Origin of the sequence: Nocardia sp. NPDC004654, assembly GCF_040609595.1 — a bacterium.
Classification (GTDB): Bacteria; Actinomycetota; Actinomycetes; order Mycobacteriales; family Mycobacteriaceae; genus Nocardia.
Window position 1 is genome coordinate 820,816 of record NZ_JBEXKI010000002.1, and the last position, 20,502, is coordinate 841,317.

The 20,502-nt window shown below is 70.3% G+C and carries 18 protein-coding genes; 13 read left to right on the top strand and 5 right to left on the bottom strand.

The genetic code is table 11. From position 1 onward, the window contains the following. Positions 1 to 79 precede the first annotated feature (79 nt). From ABZV58_RS09555 to ABZV58_RS09575, 5 genes are all read right to left on the bottom strand, one after another. Positions 80 to 1,453, bottom strand: coding sequence for a 2OG-Fe(II) oxygenase (locus ABZV58_RS09555; RefSeq protein WP_354999676.1), 1,374 nt, complete (start codon positions 1,451 to 1,453; stop codon positions 80 to 82). 135 nt (positions 1,454 to 1,588) lie between these two features. Then, on the bottom strand, positions 1,589 to 2,038 hold the full coding sequence (locus ABZV58_RS09560; protein ID WP_354999677.1) for a TIGR03667 family PPOX class F420-dependent oxidoreductase: 450 nt from the start codon (positions 2,036 to 2,038) through the stop codon (positions 1,589 to 1,591). A 214-nt stretch (positions 2,039 to 2,252) separates the two neighbouring features. Then, complete coding sequence (locus ABZV58_RS09565) at positions 2,253 to 3,590, bottom strand: MFS transporter (protein ID WP_354999678.1); 1,338 nt, start codon at positions 3,588 to 3,590, stop codon at positions 2,253 to 2,255. A 117-nt stretch (positions 3,591 to 3,707) separates the two neighbouring features. Beyond that, entirely contained in the window at positions 3,708 to 4,538 is an 831-nt protein-coding gene (locus ABZV58_RS09570) for an isocitrate lyase/phosphoenolpyruvate mutase family protein (RefSeq protein ID WP_354999679.1), read from the bottom strand. Between the two features lie 129 nt (positions 4,539 to 4,667). Then, complete coding sequence (locus ABZV58_RS09575; RefSeq protein ID WP_354999680.1) at positions 4,668 to 6,050, bottom strand: NB-ARC domain-containing protein; 1,383 nt, start codon at positions 6,048 to 6,050, stop codon at positions 4,668 to 4,670. 384 nt (positions 6,051 to 6,434) lie between these two features. Between ABZV58_RS09575 and ABZV58_RS09580 the strand changes: the two genes are divergently transcribed. The 13 genes from ABZV58_RS09580 (at position 6,435) to ABZV58_RS09640 (ending at position 20,386) form a co-directional block, all read left to right on the top strand. Then, a complete protein-coding gene (locus ABZV58_RS09580) occupies positions 6,435 to 7,385 on the top strand; it encodes a hypothetical protein (RefSeq protein WP_354999681.1) in 951 nt (316 codons plus the stop codon). A gap of 70 nt (positions 7,386 to 7,455) precedes the next feature. Next, positions 7,456 to 8,709, top strand: coding sequence for an adenylosuccinate synthetase (locus ABZV58_RS09585; RefSeq protein ID WP_354999682.1), 1,254 nt, complete (start codon positions 7,456 to 7,458; stop codon positions 8,707 to 8,709). A 58-nt stretch (positions 8,710 to 8,767) separates the two neighbouring features. Continuing rightward, the gene (locus ABZV58_RS09590; protein ID WP_354999683.1) at positions 8,768 to 9,409 is read left to right on the top strand and encodes an NUDIX hydrolase; all 642 of its coding nucleotides are present in this window, start codon (positions 8,768 to 8,770) and stop codon (positions 9,407 to 9,409) included. Positions 9,410 to 9,448: 39 nt separating this feature from the next. Beyond that, entirely contained in the window at positions 9,449 to 9,889 is a 441-nt protein-coding gene (locus ABZV58_RS09595) for a hypothetical protein (RefSeq protein ID WP_354999684.1), read from the top strand. A 244-nt stretch (positions 9,890 to 10,133) separates the two neighbouring features. Further along, positions 10,134 to 11,129: an alkaline phosphatase family protein gene (locus tag ABZV58_RS09600; RefSeq protein ID WP_354999685.1), complete on the top strand. Its 996-nt coding sequence runs from the start codon at positions 10,134 to 10,136 to the stop codon at positions 11,127 to 11,129. Positions 11,130 to 11,867: 738 nt separating this feature from the next. Further along, a complete protein-coding gene (locus ABZV58_RS09605) occupies positions 11,868 to 14,336 on the top strand; it encodes a RelA/SpoT family protein (protein ID WP_354999686.1) in 2,469 nt (822 codons plus the stop codon). 585 nt (positions 14,337 to 14,921) lie between these two features. Further along, positions 14,922 to 16,559, top strand: a complete 1,638-nt coding sequence (locus ABZV58_RS09610) for a cutinase family protein (RefSeq protein ID WP_354999687.1) — start codon at positions 14,922 to 14,924, stop codon at positions 16,557 to 16,559. A gap of 56 nt (positions 16,560 to 16,615) precedes the next feature. Beyond that, a complete protein-coding gene (locus ABZV58_RS09615; RefSeq protein WP_354999688.1) occupies positions 16,616 to 17,542 on the top strand; it encodes a hypothetical protein in 927 nt (308 codons plus the stop codon). Between the two features lie 16 nt (positions 17,543 to 17,558). Further along, entirely contained in the window at positions 17,559 to 18,440 is an 882-nt protein-coding gene (locus ABZV58_RS09620) for a hypothetical protein (protein ID WP_354999689.1), read from the top strand. Further along, positions 18,437 to 19,081 carry a hypothetical protein gene (locus ABZV58_RS09625; RefSeq protein ID WP_067779941.1) on the top strand — a complete coding sequence of 215 codons (645 nt, stop codon included), beginning with the start codon at positions 18,437 to 18,439 and terminating at the stop codon, positions 19,079 to 19,081. The genes ABZV58_RS09620 and ABZV58_RS09625 overlap by 4 nt, the downstream gene beginning before the upstream one ends. A 40-nt stretch (positions 19,082 to 19,121) precedes the next feature. Continuing rightward, positions 19,122 to 19,412 (top strand): hypothetical protein, encoded by a 291-nt coding sequence (locus ABZV58_RS09630; RefSeq protein ID WP_354999690.1) that lies wholly within the window; start codon positions 19,122 to 19,124, stop codon positions 19,410 to 19,412. 7 nt (positions 19,413 to 19,419) lie between these two features. Then, a complete protein-coding gene (locus ABZV58_RS09635) occupies positions 19,420 to 19,692 on the top strand; it encodes a hypothetical protein (protein ID WP_354999691.1) in 273 nt (90 codons plus the stop codon). Positions 19,693 to 19,723: 31 nt separating this feature from the next. Beyond that, a complete protein-coding gene (locus ABZV58_RS09640) occupies positions 19,724 to 20,386 on the top strand; it encodes a hypothetical protein (protein ID WP_354999692.1) in 663 nt (220 codons plus the stop codon). Positions 20,387 to 20,502 lie beyond the last annotated feature (116 nt).

Consider the following 20,502-nt stretch of genomic DNA (forward strand, 5'->3'; position numbering starts at 1 on the left):
GGTGGCGTTTGAACGCCACCGCCTTTTGCCTTGTGCGACAGAGGTGCTGGACGCCGCGCAAGGGGCTTGCCGGGCGATGCTACTGGCGGGGCCGGATGACGATCGCCGCGCGCCGGTACCAGAAATTGGCGGTGTTTCCTTCGTTGCCCATGTACCCCTCGATCTCCGAGGCGAACGGCTCGAGCGTCGGTTTCGCTGCGCCCGTACACAACTCCTCGTCCCCGACCTCCCGCACAGCGGGCTCACCGGCCGCCCCTGAGGGGTCGATCAGCCACGTCAACGTGATGGTCGACCAGCGCAGCTCGCCGAGATCCTCCGATCCCGGGGCCAGCGGAAGGCTGGGGAGCACCGGAAGGCTGGGGAGCACCGGAAGGCTCGCGGGGTCATCGGGCTCGGGCTCCACCATTTCCCCGTCTTCATCGAACTCCACGTCGGCGCTTTCGACGCATTTCCACCCGTCCGCGACGCGCTCCCAACGCTGCCGATAGATCAGCATCCACGAGGTGTAGTCCTCCTCGTAGGAGTCCTCGACCTCCGCGAGCGCCAGTGAGGTGTCGTATCCCGCGATGTCGGCCGCCGCGAGCAGCATCCCGGCACGGGTGGCATCGCCACCCTTGAGTCGATCCCACCCGAATCCCTGCTGGGAATACTGATGATCCAACAGGTACACGAGTTGCCGAGGTGGGCGTTTCGCCGGCTCCCGCTGCGAAGGCCACGTCGACATTTCCACCGGTGTGGTGAAGTGCGCGCGCAACTGCTCGGCCAGTAACCCGAGCGACGGATGCGTGGCGTAAGCGGCGGGGTCCGGGCCGGTGCGCCCCTTCGCCACCAGGTTGTAGGTCAGCGTGATCCGGAAACCGTCGGTGACCGGCAGCACCTCGTGTTCGCAGTCGCCATAGAACGCGACGAACGACAGCTGCTCCGGCGAACCCCGGTCGGTGATCTTCGTCCCGTGTTGCTCGATCACCAGCTCCCCGCCCGTGAACGCCGAAGGCAGCGTCACCACCAGCGTGCCGATCATGCCGTCGGCCTTCTCCGAATCCTGATGGCGCTGGAAGAACTGTCCCGGCTCGTACACCAGCATCGAATGCAACTCCGCCGACAACTCGCAGTCCGGCGCCAGACCCAGCTCGGCTCGCAGGATGTCCAGCATGGGCAGCAACGTCTCGCGCCACCTCCGCTCGTCGACCGTTACCCGATCCCGCGGAACCTCCCATGTGTCACGCACTTTCGCGTCCAGCAGGGTCTGTTCGCGCAGACCGTACCGCGCCGGCCGCGCGATCTCGCACAGTCGCCGCGCCTGAGCGGGCGTCACCGGCAACTGTATCGGCCCCACCCCAGCTACCTCGATCACCAGGTTCTCCGCCGAGCCCGTCCGACGCGCGGCGAACGAACCCGGCGGCGGCGCCGAATCCATGAGCTCGCCGATCAGCCGTAAAGTCTTGTCCGTCATGCACTTCTCCCGCGTTCGACAACGTTCGCGGGCATCCTCGCAGGACCCACCGACGACCAGTCCCCGATGCCGCACCCGCGGAACATCGGGGACTGTCGGCCGGGCCCCAGGCAGGTCGCCTACTCCTGCCGCCGCTCAGTCCAGCGACGTCACCGACCCGCTGCTGTGCAGGCGGGTCGGCGTGATGACCATGGCCGCGGAGAACATCGTGGCGAACTCCGCCGGTGTGCCGAACATCGCGCCGATGCGTTCGGCGTACTTCGCCGCGTATCGCGGCTCCCGGTCCGCGGGCGGCTGGTCGGGGGCGAGTTCGGCGGTGCCTTCCAGGCGGACGATGTCGCGGCCGATGTCGGTGACGTCGAGGCCGAGGCTCACGTGCGGGTTGGCCGCCACATTGCGCAACTTCTGCTTGCCGGGTTGGCTGTAGACGAGGACCGTTTCGTCCTCGCGCAGCAGGAACCACACCGGCACGCTGTCTGGCCTGCCGTCCGGGCGGACCGTGGTCAGCCACGCGATGAGATTGCTGCGCAGCCTGTCTTCGACGTACGCGCCGCGGCCGGCGGGAAGATGGGATGTCAGGTTCATGGGTGCCTTCATCTCGTACGAAAGTGCCTGTTCGGCAGGGGATGTCGTGCGATCTGCGGGTAAGAGGCTAATCGAGCGACGGCGCGTCGGCGCGGTGACGCGAGAACCGCGCGGTCGCAGGGAAACTCGCGGTGAACGCGAAACATCCGCCGATCGTGTACTCGATCGGCGGATGCCTCCGCGGAACGCGCCTCGTGGCGCCGGTGTGCGGCGTTCACGCTCCGGTGCCGGATTTGACGGTGGACACCGCGGTGCCCGTCGCCGCGTCGGTGTCGGCTTCGTCGGATACCTCCATGTCCGTTGGCACGTCGGGCTTTTCGCTCACCTCGGACTCGCTCGTATCCGCCTTGTCCTCCCGCATCCCGGCGTAGGCGCACCAGGCCGCGACGAGCCCCAGCACGCCGCACAGCGGCCAGATCCCGGAACCCAGGCCATCCCAGGCCAGCACGCCCAGCGTGGGGCCCAGCGCCATGCCGAGGCCGAAGGTGGCCTGGTGGGTACCGATGTAGCGCGCCTTCACCGCCGAAGGGAAGGTCGACGGGTAGGCGAACATGGTGGGGCCGTTGATCATCACGCCCAAAACGAACACCACGGTGGCCAGCAGGATCGGCGCGGCGCCGTGCTCGGCGAAGGAGTATCCGGCGACGCCGAGCCCCATGATCGCAGTGCCCACCGCGCCGACCAGCGGCGCCCGCAGATGCTCGACGTAGGAGGTGATCTTCAGCTCGCACAGGATCAGCACCACCGACGCCGTGACGAGCACCGCGCTGTACAGGCCCGTGGAGTGACCGTCGGCGGTGATGTTCAGCGGCAGCGCGACGGTGTACTGCACGTAGATGATCGAGCCGATCAGCACCGAAGCCAGGAACAGCTGGTAGCGCCGGTCGCGCAGGATCACGCCGTAGCCAGTGCGCCGCTCGGCCGCCGGTTCCGGCGCGTCCTGCACCGCCGTCACCTTGGGCAGGAGCAGCAGCGCCAGCACCGCGTAGGTGAACGCGGACGCGGCGTCCAGCCACAGCAGCAGGTTCCAGTCGATCAGGATCACCGCCGCGGCGATCAGCGGCGCCAGCGCAGCGCCCCCGTTCAGGGCGATGCGCATCATCGAAAAACCCATCACCCGATGCTCTTCCGGCATCAAGTCGCCGAGCATCAGCGCTGCGGCGGGCCGGTAGGACTGGGTGACCAGGCCCGCCGCGCCCACCGCCGCGAGCAACACCGCGAACATGCCCGGCGTCGCCAGCAGCGGGATGAACGCGAGCAGGACCGAAGATCCGGTCATCGCGGCGATGATGGTCGAGCGCGGGCCGAGCCGGTGGGTCAGCTCGCCGCCGAGCATGGTCCCGAACACCGCGCCCGCGCTGTAGGCGGTGAGCGCGAGACCGGCCTGGCCGATGCTGAAGTCGCGATGTGTCAGGTAGAGCACCAGGAAGGTCTGCACGAAGGCGCCGAGCTGGTTCACCAGCACGCCGACGAGCAGGTAGACGACCGGGCGCGGGGTCTGGCGCAGCGCGGCGAAAACGCCGGTGCGAGAATCGGTTCTGATTGCGTTCATGGTGAGTCCTTGATCGCCGGGATCGGGATGTGGTCGGCGTTCGGGAGGCTTGGCGCGGCAGCGCTGGGATGTCTCGGCGTGGCTACGCTTCGACGTCCCGGACGGCGCTTCGACAGTTCAGCGCAGCAGCGCTTCGACCGCGCCGAAGTCCAGCGCGTCCGCGAGTTCGGAGTAGGTGCCGGTGTCGAGGAGTTCGCGGGCGGCGGCAGCGGCCCGTGCGTAGGCGGCTTGGGCCAGCGCCGGTCCGAGGCTGATTCGGCGCACGCCCGCGGCGGCCAGTTCCGGCACGCTCGGCGCGCCCGGCCCGGTCATCACGTTCAGCGGAATCGGCGACTTGCCCACCAGATCGGTGAGCGTCGCCAGGTCGAGCAGGCCGGGGACGAAGAGGCTGTCCGCGCCCGCCTCGGCGTAGTCCACCGCCCTGGCCAGCACCTCGTCGAAGCGTTCCTCGGGCGCGCCGATTCCGAACAGGTAGACGTCGGTGCGCGCGTTGATCACCAGTTCGGGCAGGCCCGCCTCGGTGGCCGCCGCGCGTGCGGCGCGCAACCGGTCGCCCTGCGCCGCGCGGTCGAACAGCGGCCCGCCCGGCGCGGTGGAGTCCTCCACGTTGACGCCGACCGCGCCGACGCCGACGACGGCGGTGACGGTGGCCGCGACGTCCGCCGGCGCGGGACCGTAACCGCCCTCCACGTCGGCGGTGACCGGCACGTCGACGGCCGCGACGATCCGCGCTACCTGGGCGACGGCCTCCTCGCGCGTCATCCGCTGACCGTCGGTACGGCCGAGCGCCCAGGCCACGGCCGCGCTGGTGGTGGCGATCACCTGGGCGCCTGCCTGCGCGATCACCGCGGCGCTGATCGGGTCCCATGCGTTGGGCAGCACGAATGTGCCCGCCGCGTGCAGGTTTCGAAACGCGTTGGCCCGGCTCTGCTGGATCTCGTCCGCCACGTCGGCTCCTCCTGAGTCGTTGTCCTGATCTGGTCGAACTCGACGAACCTAACCCCGGAACCGGCCGTATCGGCGCTGTCGGGGACCACCGCGGACAATCGAACGTCAAAGCCGGACAACATGTTCGGCTCAGCGCCCGAAACCGCTGTCGAAACCGATGGCCGCGCGTAGTGGGTCGGCGTCCAGGTCGTCGGCGCCGCGGCGCAGCGCGAACCGGTCCGCCTCCTGTGCGACGACCTGTCCGATCAACGGCGACATCACATAGCGCTCGGGCTCCGAGACCCGGTGCAGCAGACCGCCGTCGATGAGACTGTCCATCGCGTACTCGGCCGATTCGATCGAGATGTGCAGGGTGCGCGCCAGCGTCGCGGGTGTCACCTCGTCGGCCCCGCCCGCCAGCATGTGCAGCACGTGCTTGGCCAACGGCGGCCGCGACAGGTAGGCGGGCAGCACCGCGTCGGCCAGGCTCACATCGCCGATCCGCAGCCAGTTCGACACGTTCACCCCCTCGGCGAGGCGCGCGGCGATCTCCGACAGGCGCCGCCCCGGCTGCGCGGCGATCTTGCGACCCGCGATGGTGAGGGCAAGGGGCAGGTGTCCGCAGAACTGAGCGATGCTGCTCGCCGCGGCCGGTTCGGCCCCGACTCGGTCGCCGCCGATGAGCAGCCGCAGCAGGTCGACCGCCTCGGCGCGGGGGAGCGGGCCGAGGGTGACGCGGCGCACCCCGTCCAGGCCGAGCAGCCGCGAGCGGCTGGTCACCACGATCTGGCTGTTGAGCGAGCGCGCCAGCAGCGGGCGCACCTGCGGTTCGTCGCGGACATTGTCGAGCAGCACGATGACTCGGCGCTCGGCGAGCATCGAGCGGTAGAGCCCGATCCGGTGCATGTCGTCGGCGGGTACCTGATCGGGGGGGACGCCCAGCGCGCGCAGGAAACCGGCCATCACTTCCAGCGGCGCGCCGTCGTCGCCGCGGATGGCGGCCATGTCGGCGAACAGCTGCCCGTCGGGGAACTGTTCGGCGAGCCGGTGCGCGAACCGCAGCGCGAAAGCGGTCTTGCCGACGCCGACCGGGCCGCGCACCACCACCGGGACCCGCGAGTCGGCGATGCCCGCCGTCGCCGCGCGCGTGCCGTCGAATTCGGCGACCCGGCCGACGAAATCGTCCGGTCCGATGGGCAGCTGGACCGGGCGCGGCGGTCCCGCGTCGGCTGTCTCGTCCACCACGATCGGCAGCGGCTCGGTAGGCGCGCCGTCTCCGCGCGCCTCGCGCCAGCGGCGCTCCCACTCCCCGGGGTCGCCGCCGCAGGCGCGGACGAAAGCCAGCGCCACCGGCAGCGTCGGCAGCCGGTGGCCGCCCGCGGCGTCCGACAGGACGGAAGGGGAGTAGAGGGCTACGCTGGCCAGCTGCCGGTAGGACGGATTGCCCGCCGTGGCCCGCAACTTGCGCAGATCGCCCGCGAACGCGGCAATCGGGCCCGACCGGATGTCGATCGGCTTCTCTCGTCTCCCCATCGGTGCTCCACTCCCTGAAATGCGTTGCGGCACACTTGCCCTGCGCCGCAGCCTGGCAGCCGACGACCCTGTCGGCTCCCCCCATGACGCGCACCGCCTAGCGAGCACCGGCCTCGGCGGCTTGCCCCTGATTCAGACCGCACTTCCGGGGAGCTCCGCACCGCGCGTCCGGCGAGTCCGAATTTCCCGTTCCGCGATCGTCCATCCGGAGGGTGAACGGCCAGCGTCGCTATGGCATGCAATAGGCGACGTGCCGCCTAAGCCTGAATCGCGGTGCGTGCCTTGGGTATTAACAACCGGATGGGCGTCCGTTCGGCCAGCTCCCTTGACCGATCGAGTTTTAGTCAATTACACTAAAACTACGGACACGAGAGGAGCGGCGACATGGGATACGGACACTGGGACGACACCGCTTACCGGGCGGCCAAGACCTACCGCGCCAGCCGGGGGATCGACGACTTCGGCTACACCGCCGAGATGCGGTCGCAGCCGTACGCGAACTGGCGGGCGCATCCGTCTCTCGACCCGCTGGGGGTCGACGCGCGCGAATGCCGGGACTCCGCCGAACACGGGAACTCGCTGCCGATCGCGGTGTTGTTCGACGTGACCGGTTCGATGGGGCAGGTGCCGATCATCATGCAGGACAAACTCGGCAAGCTGCACGGACTGCTCCAGCGCAAGAGGTACGCCGACGATCCGCAGATTTTGTTCGGCGCGGTCGGCGATGCCGACACCGACCGGGCGCCGCTGCAGATCGGTCAGTTCGAATCCGACAACCGGATGGACGAGCAGCTGCGCAACATCCTGCTCGAGGGTGGCGGTGGCGGCCAGAAGTCCGAAAGCTACGAGCTGGCGGCCTATTTCATGGCCACCCACGTCGTCACCGACGCGTGGGAGAAGCGGCGCAAGCGCGGATTCTTGTTCCTCATCGGTGACGAGCTGAACAAGCCGAGGCTGGCCTCGCGGCACATCCGGGCCGTGATCGGTGATCACGTGCGCAGCGATATCGCGGTCGACTCGATCTACCGCGAGCTGGCCGAGAAGTGGCACGTGCACTACATCCTGCCGAATCAGTCCAGTTACTACGACGACCCCGAGATCGCGGAGCACTGGCGCGGGCTGCTCGGCCAGAACTTCCTGAAGCTCGACGATCCGGCTGCGGTGTGCGAACTCATCGCGCTCACCATCGGGCTGGCGGAGGGACGGGTCGATGTCGACACGGGTCTGGCGGATCTGCGCGACGTCGGGTCGGCGGCGGAGGTGGATTCGGTCGGCAAGGCTCTCGGTACACAGCCGCGTCCGGCCATGCGGGCGCTACCCGGCGGGTCGCGCTGAGCGGGCGGCGCCGCACCGTCGCGGGGTCGGTGCGGCGCGCTTGCGTTCGTGAAAGGGAAAGCGGGACAGCATGATCGGATCGCATCTGATCGTCGTAGACCTCGGCTTCGGTGACGCGGGGAAGGGGGCGACGGTGGACTGGCTGTGCTCGCCGGAGGCGGGCCTGGACGTGTCCGCCGTCGTGCGCTTCAACGGCGGCGCGCAGGCCGCGCACAATGTGATCGCCGATGGGCGGCACCACACCTTCGCGCAGTTCGGGTCCGGCACCTTCTCCGGCGTGCCGACCCTGCTCTCCGAACACATGCTCGTCGAACCGATCGCGCTGGCGGGGGAGGCGCGGCGGCTGGAGGCGCTGGGCGTCCGGGATCCGTTGGCGCTGTTGCGCGTCGACGGGCGCGCGCTCCTGACCACGCCGATCCACATCGCCGCCAACCGTGCGCGCGAGGACGCCCGCGGTGCGGCGCGGCACGGGTCCTGCGGCCGGGGAGTCGGTGAAACCGCCTGGTACGCACTCGAACACGACGCGCCGACGGTCGCCGACTGCCGGAACCCCGCGGTATTGCGCGGCAAACTGCGCGCGTTGGCCGCGCACTACGGTCCGTTGATCGCGGGAAGCGCGCACCGCTACGAGCCGATCGATGACCTGGTCGACATGTACTGGGAATTCGCGGCCACGGTGCGGATCGTGGACGGGCGGTACCTGGCGGGCGTGGCCCGGCGCGGCCGCCTCGTCTTCGAGGGTGCGCAGGGTGTGCTGCTCGACGAGTGGCGCGGACTGCACCCGCACACCACCTGGTCCACGGTCGAGCCGCGCAACGCGCGCGCCATGCTCGCGGCCATCGGCCATTCGGGGTGTACGGTCGGCGTCACGCGCACCTACCAGACCAGGCACGGCGCGGGCCCCCTGCCGACGGAGGACCCGCGGCTCGCGATTCCCGAGCCGCACAACGGATTCGGCGAGTACCAGGGCGCGTTCCGGCTCGGTCATGTCGACGCGGTGCTGCTGCGCTACGCCGTCGCGGCGTGCGGCGGCGTCGACGGGCTCGTGGTCAACCACCTGGACGCCGTGGAAACCCGCTGGGCCGCAACGGGTTACCGAACCGGCGCGGGAACCGTGCTGGAGTTGCCGCTCGGTCCGTGGCGCGACCTCGAACACCAGCGGCGGCTCACCGAGCTGCTCGCCACCGCCGAGCCGATACTCACCGAGCTGCCCGAGGATCGGCTGTCCTGGTTCGAGCGGACGCTCGGCGCGCCAGTCGTGCTGAGCGCGGACGGTCCGACCCGGGCCGACCGCACCGGGTGGCGGACGGAGGTCGCCGCCTGAACGGCGCGGCCGGGCCGGGCGCGCGCGGGGCGGCCGGAGGAGGGCAGGATGGTTCGGCGTGGAGCAATCCGTTGTGTCGGTCGACGTGGTGACGCTCCGGTTCTGGCCCGAGGACGCCGGGGTCACGATCGGAATCGCGCCGCGCGGCCACGAACCGTTCACCGGCGAACTCGCGCTGCCCGGCGTGCTGCTCGGCCGCGGTGAGCGCCTCGTCGCGGCCGCGCGCCGCGCGGTGCACACCAAACTCGGCGTCCCCGAGGCCGCGATCGGCGCGGTCGGCCAGCTCGTCACCTTCGACGAACCGCACCGCGATCCGCGCGGCCCCACCCTGTCCATCGCCATGTGGGCGGTGGTCGCCCCGCACCAAGGCCCGGCCCAGTGGGTCTCCTTCGAGGCGACGCCGATCCTGGCGTTCGACCACAACCGTATCGTCGAGGACTCCCGCGCCGTGCTGGCCCGGCTGCTCTGGAAAGACACCGTGTTCACCCGCGCGATCCTCGGCGCCGAATTCCCCGCCACCAGAGCCGTCGAACTCAGCACCTCGCTGCTCGGCTTGCGCCCCGACCCGGCCAACCTCAACCGCACCCTGGCCGCCCTCCCCGGCCTCGAACGCACCACCGAACGCCGCCGCACCAAACCCACCGGTCGCCCCGCCGCCGTCTGGGCCTTCACCTCGGACGAACCCGCCACGGCCGAATAACCTTGCGCCCCAAAGGGTTGTCTGCCGTACGGTAGCGAGGTGGGGACTCCGTGCGGCATCTGCGCGAAACACCGGGGCGAAGGGCCGCTGGTCGGGCCGGTCCTCTTCGCCGACGAGTTGGTCGTGGTCACCCACCGGCCGCTGAGCAAGGGCCGCTTGCCCGGTTACCTGTTCGTGGAGACTCGACGCCACACCGCGGGCGTCGCCGACCTGAGCGACGACGAGAGCAGGGCCGTCGGCTGGGCGGTGGCCCGCGCCGCGCGGGCGCTGCGTCGCGAGCTGGCGCCGGAGCACGTCTTCTCCGCGATCACCGGCCGCACCTGGGCGCATTTCCACCAGCACGTCTTCGCCAGGCCGACAGGGACGCCGGACGAGATTCCCTGGTTCGGCGTGGACGAGTGGGCGGGCGCCCGGATCCTGGACGATGCCGGTCTCGATCAACTCTGCCTACGACTTTCGGCGCACTTCGAGGCTGCCTGAGCAACAGCCCGGAGGGATCCAGCGGCGGGGGCTATGAGCACGACGACGCCGAACAGGCGGATCGCGGCGCCGAGGAAGTCCCAGCGGCCGGGACCGAGCGATCAGCGTGGTCGGGACCCGACGGTCGTGTGGCGTTCGGCCGGAGTTCAGGGAGGCGACCGGCACCGAGTCGGTCGATGAAAGCTCGATGAACAGACCCGGAAAGGGCTGGTGGGAGCAGGGCTCGGGCCGTCATCGTCACGGTATGCGAAGACGGTCGCTGTTGCGAGCCACGGCCGTCATGGCGGCCGCCTTGGTCCCCGGCGCGGTCACCGCCACCGCCGCCCCCGGTCGCACCAAGGTTCTCGTCATCGGACTCGACGGCGCGATGTACGCCGAGATCCGCGAGGCCCGCGCGCCGAACCTGCTGGGGCTGGTCGCCGCTGGCACCCTCTCCCAAACCTCGCTCGTGCCGCACATGAGCCTGTCCGGCCCGTCCTGGGCGACCGCCCTCACCGGCGTATGGGACCGCAAACACGGCGTCACCCACAACGACTTCGACGCCGTCCCCTTCGCCCGGTACCCGACGGTGTTCACCCTGCTGGAGCGCGCGGGACGCCGCACGGCCGCCGTCGCGACGTGGTCGAAGATCGCGACCATCGCGGGCAGCGGAGCGCCGCACGCGAGCCGGATCCACGTCACCGCGCCGGTGCCGGACGACCCGGACGAGGCGAAGACCGATGCCGCCACCGCCGACGCGGCGATCGCCGCGCTCACCGGCGACGCCCCCGACTTCCTTTTCGTCCACCTCGACCAGGTCGACTTCGCCGGTCACCGGCACGGCGCGGCGTCCAAGGCCTACCTGGACGCGACCACCCGGGTGGACCGCGAGGTCGGTCGGATCGTCGCGGCCGTGGACGCGCGCCACGACGAGCGCTGGACCGTGCTGGTCACCACCGACCACGGCCACCTCCCGAGGGGCGGCCACGGCGGACAGACGCGCGACGAGACCGCCACCTTCGTCATCGCACGCGGACCCGGCTTCGCCCCCGGCGTGACCGACGCGCACTACGCCCTCGTCGACATCACCCCCACCGCCCTCGATCTGCTCGATGTCCCCGTCCCGCGCGGCCTGGACGGCGGTTCCATGCTCGCCCGTCCCGCCGACGCCCGCGAGTGGGTGCGGTCCGCTTCGCGCCCCGGTGAGGGCGGTCCGCTTCGCGCCCCGGTGATGGGTGCGGTCCGCTTCGCGCCCCGGTGATGGGTGCGGTCCGTTCCGCGCCCCGATAATTGGGCGGTCCGCTTCGCGCCCCGGGTGAAGGGTGCGGTCCGCTTCGCGCCCCGGGTGAAGGGTGCGGTCCGCTTCGCGCCCCGGGTGATGGGTGCGGTCCGTTCCGCGCCCCGATAATTGGGCGGTCCGCTTCGCGCCCCGGGTGAAGGGTGCGGTTCGCTTCGTGCCTCGGTGGGGGGTGCGGTCTGCTCTGCGTCCTATTGGGCGGTTCGCTTCGCGCCCCGATGATGGAGGCGATTCGCTTCGCGCTTCGGTGATGGGTGCGGTCCGCTCCGCGCCCCGATAATTGGGCGGTCCGCTTCGCGCCCCGGGTGAAGGGTGCGGTTCGCTTCGTGCCTCGGTGAGGGGTGCGGTCCGCTTCGCGCTCGGTGGGGGCGATCCGCTTCGCGCCCCCGATGATTGGGGCGGTCCAGCTTCGCGCTGGTGGGTGCGGTCCGCTTCGCGCCCCGAAGATTGGGGCCGGTCCGCTCCGCGCCCGCGTGACGGTGGCAAATCCGTTCTGCCTCGGAGGATTTCGGTTCGGACGAATCCTCCGCCGGGCTCCCGGCATCGCCTCGAGAAGTCCGGTCGGGAGGCCGGAAACCGGACAGGCTTCCGTCTCGGCAGCTGCGGATCCGACGGTGGGCCTGGCCGGGGACTAAAGTTGTGGTCTGGGCGGTTGCAGCGGTCGGATAGGGTGGTCCGACCGCGGCGTGGAGAGGTGGTGGCATGACTCAGCATCTGGGCGAGGCGAATGTCGAGCAATCGGCGGCATCTGCCCCGCAGTCGAACGGTGCGGCGGCCGCCTCCGCGCCCCCGCAGCCCGCCCGGCCGACGCCCAACGATGTGCCCCAGCGGCAGCCCGATCGGGCCCAGCGTCCGTCCGGAACGACGCAGCGTCCGGCCGAACCGCCCCAGCGCCAGCCGAGCGCGGCCGCCGTCCCCACCTCCGCCTCGCGGCGAGTGCGTGCGCGGCTGGCCCGCCGGATGACCGGCCAGCGCGGTATCGCCGCCGTCAAGCCGGTGCTCGAGCCGCTCGCCACGGTGCACCGCGAGCTGTACCCGAAGGCGAACCTGACTCTGTTGCAGCGGGCCTTCGACGTCGCCGACGAACGCCACGCGCACCAGTTCCGCAAGTCGGGCGATCCGTACATCACCCACCCGCTCGCCGTCGCCAACATCCTCGCCGAGCTCGGCATGGACACCACCACGCTGGTCGCGGCCCTGCTGCACGACACCGTGGAGGACACCGGCTACTCGCTCGAGCAGCTGACCGCCGACTTCGGCGCCGAGGTCGCGCACCTGGTGGACGGCGTCACCAAACTGGACAAGGTCAATCTCGGCGCGGCCGCCGAGGCCGAGACGATCCGCAAGATGATCATCGCCATGGCGCGTGACCCGCGCGTGCTGGTGATCAAGGTGGCCGACCGCCTGCACAACATGCGCACCATGCGCTTCCTGCCGCCGGAGAAGCAGGCGAAGAAGGCCAAGGAGACGCTCGAGGTCATCGCGCCGCTGGCCCACCGCCTCGGCATGGCGACCGTGAAGTGGGAGCTGGAGGACCTCGCGTTCGCGATCCTGCACCCCAAGAAGTACGACGAGATCGTGCGCCTCGTCGCCGACCGCGCGCCCTCGCGGGACACCTACCTGGCGAAGGTGCGCGCGGAGATCGTCAACACGCTGGCCGCCTCGCGCATCAACGCGATCGTCGAGGGCAGGCCCAAGCACTACTGGTCGATCTACCAGAAGATGATCGTCAAGGGTAAGGACTTCGACGACATCCACGACCTGGTCGGCATCCGCATCCTGTGCGACGAGGTCCGCGACTGTTACGCCGCGGTCGGCGTGGTGCACTCGCTGTGGCAGCCGATGGCGGGCCGGTTCAAGGACTACATCGCCCAGCCGCGCTACGGCGTCTACCAGTCGCTGCACACCACCGTGGTCGGCCCGGACGGCAAGCCGCTGGAGGTGCAGATCCGCACCCAGGACATGCACCGCACAGCGGAATTCGGCATCGCCGCGCACTGGCGCTACAAGGAGACCCGCGGCAAGCACTCCGGTGACGCCGCCGAGGTCGACGACATGGCCTGGATGCGCCAGCTGCTCGACTGGCAGCGCGAGGCCGCCGACCCGGCGGAGTTCCTGGAGTCGCTGCGCTTCGACCTGAAGTCGCCCGAGATCTTCGTGTTCACCCCGAAGGGCGACGTGATCACGTTGCCGCAGAAGTCGACTCCGGTCGACTTCGCCTACGCGGTGCACACCGAAGTCGGCCACCGCTGCATCGGCGCGCGCGTCAACGGACGTCTCGTCGCGCTGGAACGTCAGCTCGAAAACGGCGAAGTGGTCGAGGTTTTCACCTCCAAGGCGCAGAACGCCGGACCCAGCAGGGACTGGCAGAACTTCGTGGTCTCGCCGCGCGCCAAGGCCAAGATCCGGCAGTGGTTCGCCAAGGAACGCCGCGAGGAGGCGCTGGAGAGCGGCAAGGAGCAGATCTCCAAGGAGGTCCGCCGCGTCGGACTGCCGCTGCAGCGGCTGATGAGCGTCGACGCGATGACCGCGGTCGCGCACGAGCTGCATTACACCGACATCTCCACCCTCTACACCGCGGTCGGCGAGCACCAGGTCTCCGCGCACCACGTGGTGCAGCGGCTCATGGCCCAGCTCGGCGGCATCGGCGACGTGGAGAACGAGCTCGCCGAGCGCTCGACGCCGTCCACCACGCCGAGCCGTCAGCGCGTCACCGGCGACGCGGGCGTGCTGATCCCCGGCGCGCCGGGCACCGTGGCCAAGCTGGCCAAGTGCTGCACCCCGGTGCCGGGCGACGAGATCATGGGGTTCGTGACCCGCGGCGGCGCGGTGAGCGTGCACCGGACCGACTGCACCAACGCCGGTTCGCTGCGCGAGCAGGCCGAGCGGATCATCGACGTCGAGTGGGCGCCCTCGCCCTCGTCGGTCTTCCTGGTGGCCATCCAGATCGAGGCGCTGGACCGCACCCGCTTGCTGTCGGATGTCACCAAGGTGCTCGCCGACGAGAAGGTCAACATCCTGTCCGCCTCGGTGGCCACGCACGGCGACCGGGTGGCGATCAGCAAGTTCACCTTCGAGATGGGCGATCCGAAGCACCTGGGCCACTTGCTGAACGTGGTGCGCAACGTGGAGGGCGTCTACGACGTCTACCGCGTGACCTCGGCCGCCTGAGCCAACGCCCGTTCGCCGACCGCGACGATTCCGCGCGCGTCAGGGTCGCCAGGCCGCCACATGCTCGTCGCCGTGCCGCGCGGCCATCCGGCGGGCGCCTCAGGGGCATGAGGGGCGTGAGGCCGCCGCATCCTCGTCGCTGGACCGCGCGGCGATCCCGTGGGGTGCGTCAGGGTGCGACGCCGCTACGTCCCCGTCACCGGACCGCGCGGTGATCCCGCGTGCGCCTCACGGGGCGTGAGCCGCCGCGTCCTCGCCGAGCTGGCGCGACTGAGCGATCCGGGGCGTCCGGAAACCCTTGTGGCTAGGTAGATTTGCTGGCAGACCTGAAATATTTGCTGAGCCGTCAATGGGGGTTGCTGGCGAGCGTAAGCCCAATTATCGCTCCTCGGTGGCGGTCTCGCGCGGACTCTCGGAAACTTGCCGGGCCGATCTGCTCGCCGCGCCGGTCAGTGTGCGTTATGCTTCGGCGTTTCGCGAAAAGTTTTCTCTGTTGCGGCAGTAATAGCCGGAATCTGTTACGGTCTATTGCGTTTCATGGCGTTGAGGGTAGCTGCGGCAACACGGGATTGATTGCGGATCGCTATGACTGATTACACGGCAAGACTCTCGGGGTTGGTGGTCGCGACCACCGTTGCCGTCGCCGCCGCGACGGCGAGCCCCGCGCTCGCCGATCCGCCGAAATCCCCCGCCCCGTCGACCGATCTGGCGATCGATGACTGTCCGGCGTTGTACGCCTTGGGCGTTCAGGGCACGGGGGAGTCCTCCCCGGACGCCGCGCCGACCACCGACACCGGCATGCTCTCCACGGTCTTCATGCCGTTGCTGGCCAAGGCCGCTCGGCCCGGCCTGGTCGATCGCGCCTACGTGCCATACGAATCCGGCTTCGGCGGCTTCGTCAACGGCGGCGCGGCGCCGTACGTGGAGTCCGTGCAAGGCGGGCTGACGCGGCTGCGGGACATGGCCGCCCAGGTCGCCCAGCGGTGCGCCGACACGCGCCTGGCCATCGTCGGCTACTCCCAGGGCGCGCACGTCGCCTCGGTTTTCGCCCAGGAGGTCGGGCAGGGCCGCGGCGTGGTGCCCGCCGATCGGGTCGCGGCCGTCGCGCTGTTCGCCGACCCGACCCGCAATCCGGGCGCGCCGCTGTTCCCCGGCTCGCCGGGCAAGCAGACGCCGGATCCCGCGCCCGGCACCACGGGCGCCCAGATCGCGACCATCGCCGCGCTGCCGCAGACGCCGGCGCACGGCGGCGGCATCGGTCCGGAACGGGATCAGGCGGCCGATTTCGCGGCCCTCACCGGTCGCGTGGCGAGTTTTTGCGCGGCAGGCGATCTCGCCTGTGACGCGCCGCAGGGCGCGCCGATCCTGAAGGCCGTGGCCTCGGTGGCGGGCCAGGCCAAGCTGAGCGGCGGCGACCCGATCGCCTCGCTGGTTTCCATCGCGCAGGCGCTCGCGTTCACCTCGATCAAGACCGCGACCAAGGTCGTGAACGAGGACGTGCAGGGCACCTCGCTCGCGAATCTGTCGCTCTCCCCGCAGAAGTCGATCTCGCAGCGCATCGCCGACGCCTCCGACCCGCGCGCGCAGCTGGATCTGAACGGTGCGCTGCGCGCCCTGCTGAAGGTCGGCATGATCGGGCTCAACGCGGTCGCCACCGTCGTCAAGGCGGTGATCAGCCCAGCGGCCATCTCGCAGCTGGCCACCGCGGGGCTGTCCAATCCGGCGGCCGGACTGCTGCTGCTCGGCACCAAGTTGATCGGCGCCATTCCCCAACTGATCCCGCCGACGACGGTGTCCCGGCTGGTCACCCAGGCGTTCGACGCGGTGGTGCAGAACATCACCGACAACAGCGAACTGCTGAACCTCACGACCTGGGTGCGGTATTGGGACACCGTGCAACGGCACGGCGCGTACAGCACCGCGGCGGTGGCCGCCAACGGCGACGCGCCCACCCGCTTCGTGGCCGACTGGTTCGCCGCACTGGCCCGTGACCTGGCCGATCGCTTCGGCGCGGGCGCCGAGCCGCAGGGTGGCGCGGCCAAGCCGCCCGCCGGATTCTTCGGCGAAAGTACCGGCGCGTCGACTACGCCGAATTCGTCCGGTACGGGACAATTTCCGTTCGGGACAGGAGCCGATGGCGCCTCATCCGGCGGCGCGACCTCGATTCCGCCCACCGAGCGACCCGGCACCGCCAACAACGCCTACCCGTTCTCCACGAACTGATCGCCGAGAGGTCCGACGATGCGATACCACGTGCCTGGCTCTGCGGGAATGGGGGAATGTTGAAGTCGTACAAAGATCTGTCCCGCTGGTACGACGCGCTCGAACCCGACAACGGTGCGCCCGCTTCGGCGCAGCAGGACGACGCGAGTCTCGATCCGGTGGAGGACGACGGACCGGCCCGGTATCCGCACTATATCCGCGACGAAGAGGATCCCGAGGAGGCGCGCGCGCGGAACGAGGTTCCGGCGGATCTGGCCTCGCGCCGCGCGGAATTCACCGGCGGCTGGTCCGATTGGGTCGCCGTCCACGCGCCGGGCCCCGACGACGACTACGCACCGCGCGACGGCGATCTGGTTCGCTTCCCGTGGCCGGAAGACGACGACTACGACGACGAGCCCGCGCCACCCGTCCGCCCGCACCCGCGCGCGCTGCGCGACCACCCGGCCTCGCGCCGCGGTCGCGTCATCGTGGTGCTGATCGTTGCGGTCTTGTTGCTGGCCTTCGTCGCGGTGGGCGCGCTGTACCTTTGGCGGTCTTCCGCCAACCGCGCCGCCGTCGCGCCGACCACCGCGCCGATGCAATTCACCGCGGGCAGCGCGCAGGCGGGCATCACCTCGGGCTGCCCGACCGAGCGCGCCGAACGGCTGATCCGCAGCGCGGAGGCCGGCGGCACGCACAGCGGCCAGGACGTCGTGCTGGCCTTCCAGTACGCCTACTACGTGGAGCGGTCCGGCGAGCGGGCACGGGCATTCGTCGCGCCGGACGCGGCGGTTCCGGCCGCCCCGACGATTCAGCGTGGAATCGACACGGTCCCGGAGGGCACCACGCACTGCGTGCGCATCGCGACGGTGGGGGCCGACATGTATTCGGTGGAGGTCACCGAGTATCGGCCGGGCGGAGCGCCCGCCACGTACAACAAGCAGACGGTCACCACCGCGGTGATCGGCGGCCGCACCCTGATCACGGGTATCGCGGCCGGATGAAGGAGAGCTGAGAACGATGGGAGAGGACTGGAGCCGCTGGCTCGACGAGGCGCCCGAGGAGGGCCCTCCGCCGGGTCGTCAAGCGCGTTCGAAGGCTCCGGTGGTGCGGTTACGGCGCGGCAAGCGGGGTGACGGCGAGGAGGAGACCGGCCCGACGCAGCGGCCGATTCTGGTGGTCGGCGGGTGCGGTGGCGCGGGAACCACCACGACCGCACTGGGTATCGCGGGCGAATTGGGTTCGGGCGGAACGCCTACGGTCGCGGTGGACGCCACCGCGGCGGGCAGCGATCTCGCGCTGCGCGGCGCCGACGAGCACCTGCACCCGATCAGTCTGCAGTCGTGGCTGTACGGGCGCGGCGACGACGAACCGGCCCCGCTGAAGGAGTGCCTGTCCCGCGCCACCTCCGGCATCGGCCTGCTCTGGCGCGACGCCGCCCCGTTGCGCCGCCGCGCCACGTACCTGACTGTCGCGCGCGCGGTGGAGGACGCGGGGTTCACCGCGGTCTACGACGGCGGAAGCCCGATCGCGGGACGCCAGCTGCGTCCGCTGCTCGACGACGCGGATGTCGCTCTGGTGCTTGCCATTCCGGCGCGCCCGGATGCCGCGAACCGGCTGCGCGTCACCCTGGAATGGCTCGACGATCAGTTCGGCGACTCGGCCGAGGGCCAGGGCACGGGCATCGTCGGCGACACCACCATCGTCGTCTCGCACCAGCAGCCGGGCGCCGATTCGCGGGTTGCCGACCATTTGCGTGAACACCTGGGCGGCTGGGTCCGCGACATCAGGGAGATTCCCTACGATCCGCATCTGGCGCGCGGCGAACTCGTCCGGCACAGCGCGCTGGCCGCCGAGACCCGCCGCGCGTACGGGGTGCTGTTGGCGGGGGTGGCATCATGACCGCCGCCATGAAACTTCGCCGGAAACTCGATCCACAGCCCGCGGGCGTCGTCGCGCCGCCCGAGTCCCGTCGCGCGCCGGTCTGGGACCGTCCGGTGCCGGGCGTCGGCCGCGCGCCGCTGGTCTGGCTGCTGGGTGTGCACGGCGGAGCCGGAGCAACTACCCTCGCGCATGTGCTTGCGCCAGCGGCGGATTCGAGCCGCCGCTGGCCGGGCGTCTTCGAGCGTGAATCCCCGTTCGTCGTGTTGGTGGCCAGGGAGACGATCGCCGGGTTGACCCGCGCGCACGACCTGCTGCGCCAGCACCATTTCGGTTTCGGCGGCCCCTCCGAGGTGCTCGGCCTGATCACCGTGGCCGCGCGGCCCGGCAGGATGCCCGCCGAGATCCGGCGCTACCGCGACGTGGTCGGCTCGCTGGCGGGCCCGCTGTGGCAGGTGCCGTGGTACGAGGAGTGGACCCTGGTCGAGCCGGAGCAGTTGCCGGTGTGGACGCCGGGAGATCCGATGCCGGAGAAGAAACGCAAGATCGATCCGCTGGCCGAGGTCCCGCTGGAGGTACGCGAGCTGGGCGTCGACATCGTCTCCGCGGTGCGTGAGAAGCTTGACAGCACTGCGGCTTTCGACGAGGGGGAGGATTCGTGAGGTCGACCGGCACGCACAGCAATTTCGAGAAAGGCATCCGATGAGCATGTTCCTCCTCGCCGTGCAGGACACGTACGGCACCGTGCTGGCTCAGGTCGGTAACCCGACTCCGGAGGCGCCGCCTGGGTCGGAGAAGATCCTGCAGCTGGTCCGCTACCTGACCTGGTTCGTGCTGCTGTCGGGTGTCTGCGGCATCATCTACGCGGGCGGCCGGTTCGCCTGGGAGAAGTGGACCGGGGGCGGGCTCGAATCGCCGAAGATGGTGGCGGGCGCGATGATCGGCGGCGTGGTCGCCACCAGCGCGGGCACCATCATGAACGCCGTCATCTAGGACGACCATGTCCACCGTGCGAATGTCGGCGGAGCTGCTCGCCTACAAGCAGATGCCCTCCGAGGTGCTCGAACCGCTGATGCAGCTGCTGAATTGGCTGCTGTGGTTCGTGCTGCTGGTGTGCCTCGCCTGGATGATCTTGTCCGCGGGCAGGCTGTGGATCGCCTTCCGCAGCGATCTGGCCGTCAACGACGCGACCCACGGCGTGGTGATGAGCCTGATCGGCGCGATCGTCGCCAGCACCGCCTCGGGTATCGCGTTGGCGTTCCTACCGACGTGAGCCGCGGGCCCCTGATGGAGACGGTTCGGACATGAACTGCACAGCGGCGCGGCCGCGTTCGGTGTCGCACCCGCACGGCGCGGGGCGGCGAGGCAGATCCGCGGCCGGGATGTTCGGCGTGGTGCTGCTGGCGGCCGCCGTCGGCTGCGGCGGCGCGGACCAGCCCACGGGCCCGGATCTGGCCGCGCGGCCCAGCGGGCTGCGCTGGCAGGCCTACCAGGGTGTGGCGCTGCCGCACAGCGACCAGGGACCCGCGTCGCTCGCCGACGGCGCCGCAACGGGTTTCGAGCAGTCACCGCCCGGTGCGGCCGTCGCCGCCATCACCCACACCGTGCGCCTGTCGGTGGCCGCCGACGACCAGTGGCCGAAGGTGATCGCAGCCGAGGTAGTGCCGGGACCCGCGAGAGACGAGTGGGCGGTGAGCCGGGTGCAGCTGTCCATCACCGGGCCCGCCGAGCCCGAGTACGCCCCGCGGCTGCTCGGGTACAAGATCACGGACTACACCGAGCAACGCACCGCCGTCGACGTGTACACCGAGTACTCGGACGGCTCGAAAGCGGTGAACCACACGGTTGTCGAGTGGTTCGCCGAGGACTGGAGATTACGACTGCCCGACCCCGACTCGACCGCACGCCCCGTCGAGGCCATCGACGTATTACCCACCGACATAGTGACATTGGAGGCGCCGAAGTGAGCGAGCGCCAGCGAGTGAACCATCGGCACAGTGCGCTCTCGCGCACGACGGAGCCGAGCGTCAGCGAGGTGGAGTCGTGAGCGAGCGCCAGCGAGTGAACCATCGGCACAGTGCGC

Bases quoted from the DNA above. Each gene is read 5' to 3' on its own strand.
- ABZV58_RS09635 (WP_354999691.1), top strand. From the start codon at position 19,420: ATGTCCACCGTGCGAATGTCGGCGGAGCTGCTCGCCTACAAGCAGATG.
- ABZV58_RS09625 (WP_067779941.1), top strand. From the start codon at position 18,437: ATGACCGCCGCCATGAAACTTCGCCGGAAACTCGATCCACAGCCCGCG.
- ABZV58_RS09610 (WP_354999687.1), top strand. From the start codon at position 14,922: ATGACTGATTACACGGCAAGACTCTCGGGGTTGGTGGTCGCGACCACC.
- ABZV58_RS09605 (WP_354999686.1), top strand. From the start codon at position 11,868: ATGACTCAGCATCTGGGCGAGGCGAATGTCGAGCAATCGGCGGCATCT.
- ABZV58_RS09575 (WP_354999680.1), bottom strand. From the start codon at position 6,050: ATGGGGAGACGAGAGAAGCCGATCGACATCCGGTCGGGCCCGATTGCC.
- ABZV58_RS09620 (WP_354999689.1), top strand. From the start codon at position 17,559: ATGGGAGAGGACTGGAGCCGCTGGCTCGACGAGGCGCCCGAGGAGGGC.
- ABZV58_RS09555 (WP_354999676.1), bottom strand. From the start codon at position 1,453: ATGACGGACAAGACTTTACGGCTGATCGGCGAGCTCATGGATTCGGCG.
- ABZV58_RS09585 (WP_354999682.1), top strand. From the start codon at position 7,456: ATGATCGGATCGCATCTGATCGTCGTAGACCTCGGCTTCGGTGACGCG.
- ABZV58_RS09640 (WP_354999692.1), top strand. From the start codon at position 19,724: ATGAACTGCACAGCGGCGCGGCCGCGTTCGGTGTCGCACCCGCACGGC.
- ABZV58_RS09580 (WP_354999681.1), top strand. From the start codon at position 6,435: ATGGGATACGGACACTGGGACGACACCGCTTACCGGGCGGCCAAGACC.
- ABZV58_RS09560 (WP_354999677.1), bottom strand. From the start codon at position 2,038: ATGAACCTGACATCCCATCTTCCCGCCGGCCGCGGCGCGTACGTCGAA.
- ABZV58_RS09565 (WP_354999678.1), bottom strand. From the start codon at position 3,590: ATGAACGCAATCAGAACCGATTCTCGCACCGGCGTTTTCGCCGCGCTG.
- ABZV58_RS09615 (WP_354999688.1), top strand. From the start codon at position 16,616: ATGTTGAAGTCGTACAAAGATCTGTCCCGCTGGTACGACGCGCTCGAA.
- ABZV58_RS09630 (WP_354999690.1), top strand. From the start codon at position 19,122: ATGAGCATGTTCCTCCTCGCCGTGCAGGACACGTACGGCACCGTGCTG.
- ABZV58_RS09600 (WP_354999685.1), top strand. From the start codon at position 10,134: ATGCGAAGACGGTCGCTGTTGCGAGCCACGGCCGTCATGGCGGCCGCC.